Source organism: Peterkaempfera griseoplana (assembly GCF_001418575.1).
In the GTDB taxonomy this organism is placed as follows: Bacteria; Actinomycetota; Actinomycetes; order Streptomycetales; family Streptomycetaceae; genus Peterkaempfera; species Peterkaempfera griseoplana.
The window spans coordinates 1-2,686 of the sequence record NZ_LIQR01000528.1 but is presented as its reverse complement, the minus strand read 5'-3'; the positions used below and the strand labels follow the sequence as shown (position 1 = coordinate 2,686).

1 protein-coding gene is annotated in these 2,686 nt (G+C 70.7%); it reads left to right on the top strand.

Annotated features, from left to right (window positions below; translation table 11 throughout):
- Positions 1-858 precede the first annotated feature (858 nt).
- Positions 859-2,673: a bifunctional metallophosphatase/5'-nucleotidase gene (locus AOK09_RS31710; protein WP_055590672.1), complete on the top strand. Its 1,815-nt coding sequence runs from the start codon at positions 859-861 to the stop codon at positions 2,671-2,673.
- The last annotated feature ends 13 nt before the right edge of the window (positions 2,674-2,686 follow it).

Genomic DNA, 2,686 nt, shown 5'->3' with positions numbered 1-2,686 from the left:
GTGTGGGTGTCTGTGGCGGTGGGGGCGGAGGCGTTGGGCACGGGTTCGTCCTGACGTTGCGACGTGAGTAGACAGGTCTGTTCACTGAGTATAGACAGACCTGTCTGTTCTGTCGTGGGGACCAACCTCCGAGGGGTGCCCCGCATTCCTTCGCCGTGAAAATCACGGGACTGGTCCGCACCCGGCTTCGACCGGCACCCGGAGTGGACGGGCTCTCCACCCCCGGCCCGGCGCCCCGCCCGGCGCGCAGCCACCCGGGCCCGCCGGGCGCCGAACCCGGCAGGTGAGCCACTGCCGCCCCGGCGGGCGGTGCGCAGACAGTCCCCGCCGGACGGCCGAGCGCGACCCGACGAGGACGCGGCCCGGGTGCACGCCACGGGCCCTGGCGAGCGCACGCCTCAACCCGCCGGAGCGGGGCGCCCCGACCAACAAGCCATCGGGCCCGGACGGCCGGGCCCCGGCCCACGACGGGCGCACGCCACGGCCCGTCGAGCGGGCGCATCGGCCCCCTCGGGCGGGCGCCTCAGCCCACTCAACGAACAGCCGGGCCCGGCAGACCGAACCGCGACACCGGCGGACGCGCGCCCCCGCCCCGACGGGCGCACGCCACGACCCCGGCGGACGCGCGCCTCAGCCCCGGCGAGCGGGTGGCGGCTCCGGCAGGCAGGATGGTGGAACGGTCGGCGTCGCATGCGCGTCCGCCCTCATCCGCTATGCCCGTTCTGTCGGTTGCCTCCGCCGGACGGTCAACTGATCGAAACCTGCAGGGTCTACCGCTGAGCGGGTTGGACGGGCAGACTTCTACGCGCGTCGCCCTGTGCGGTGACGGCCCTGTCCTGTCTGCCCTGGAGAGACCGTATGCCCCTCAACCGTCGTGATTTCGTGGCCCGTTCCGCGGCGACCGCCGCCGGTGCCGCGCTCGCCGGCGGAGCGTCCGTGGCCGCGGCCCGGCCGGCCGCGGCCGACGTGAAGCCCGCGAAGCACCCCATCACGGAGTCGTTCACGGTTCTGGGCACCACCGATCTGCACGGCAACGCGCTCAACTGGGACTACTTCACCGATGCGGAGTACGACGACTCCGCGCACAACGATGTCGGCCTGGCGAAGATCTCCACCCTGGTGAACGGCATCCGCAAGGAGATGGGGCGGGACCGCACCCTGCTGATCGACGCGGGCGACACCATCCAGGGCACCCAGCTCAGCTACTACTACGCCCGGATCGAGCCGATCGACCAGGGCGGCAGCCAGGCCCCGGTGCACCCAATGGCGCTGGCGATGAACCACATCGGCTATGACGCCGCCGCGCTGGGCAACCATGAGTTCAACTACGGCATCCCGCTGCTGCGGGCGTTCGAGAAGCAGTGCGACTTCCCGCTGCTGGGCGCCAACGCCCTGGACGCGACGACCGAGCGGCCGGCGTTCCCGCCGTATGCGATCCGGCGGATCCGTACAGACCGGGGCCCGGACATCAAGGTCGGCATCCTGGGTCTGACCAACCCGGGCATCGCCATCTGGGACAAGGGCAACGTCCAGGGGAAGCTGACCTTCGCGGGCATCGTGGAGCAGGCGAAGGTGTGGGTGCCGCGGCTGCGGGCCGCCGGCGCCGACGTGGTGATCGTCTCCGCGCACACCGGCGCGGACCAGCCCTCGTCGTACGGGGACCAGGTCCCGTGGCCGGAGAACGCGGGTGTGGCGGTCGCCGAACAGGTGCCCGGCATCGACGCGATGCTGATCGGCCACGCCCATGTGGAGATCGCCCAGCGCATCGTGGTCAATCAGCAGACCGGGCGGAACGTGGTGCTGTCCGAGCCGCTGAAGTGGGGCGAGCGGCTGACCCGGTTCGACTTCGACGCCGAGTTCTCGCACGGCTGCTGGGAGGTCACCGGGGTGCGCTCCACGGTGATCAACTCCAACACCGCGGCCGAGGACCCGGCGGTGGTGTCGCTGCTCACCGCGGAGCACAAGAAGGTCGTGGCGTATGTCAACCAGGTGATCGGCACCTGCACCGAGCCGCTGTCCATCGCCGAGGCGCCGTTCAAGGACGTGCCGATCATCGACCTGATCGGGCGGGTCCAGGCGGACACGGTGAAGGCGGCGCTGGCGGGCACGGCGTACGCGGGCCTGCCGGTGCTGGCGCAGGCGGCGCCGTTCAACCGCACGGCGGCCATTCCGGCCGGTGAGGTGAAGCTGCGGGACGCCGCGGGGCTGTACATCTTCGAGAACACCCTGGAGGCCCGCAAGTTGACGGGCGCTCAGATACTGGACTACCTGGAGTACTCGATGAAGTACTTCGCCCAGGTGCCGGTGGGGGCCCCGGTGGACACCGCGACGCTCACCAACGCGGCCAGCACCCCCGACTACAACTTCGACTCGGTGTACGGGGTCTCCTACGACGTCGACATCTCCAAGCCGGTGGGGCAGCGGATCGTCAATCTGTCGTACGGGGGCGCTCCGATCGACCCGGCTGCGGAGTTCGTGCTGGCGGTGAACAACTACCGGGCGAACGGCGGCGGCAACTTTCCGCATGTGGCGTCGGCGCCGGTGCTGTGGACCAACTCCGACGAGATCCGCAACACCATGATCGCGTGGGTGAAGGCCAAGGGCGCCATCGACCCGGCGGACTTCGCGTCGGTGGACTGGCGGCTGGTCCGTGAAGGTGTCCCGGTCTTCTAGACCGGGCTGGGCG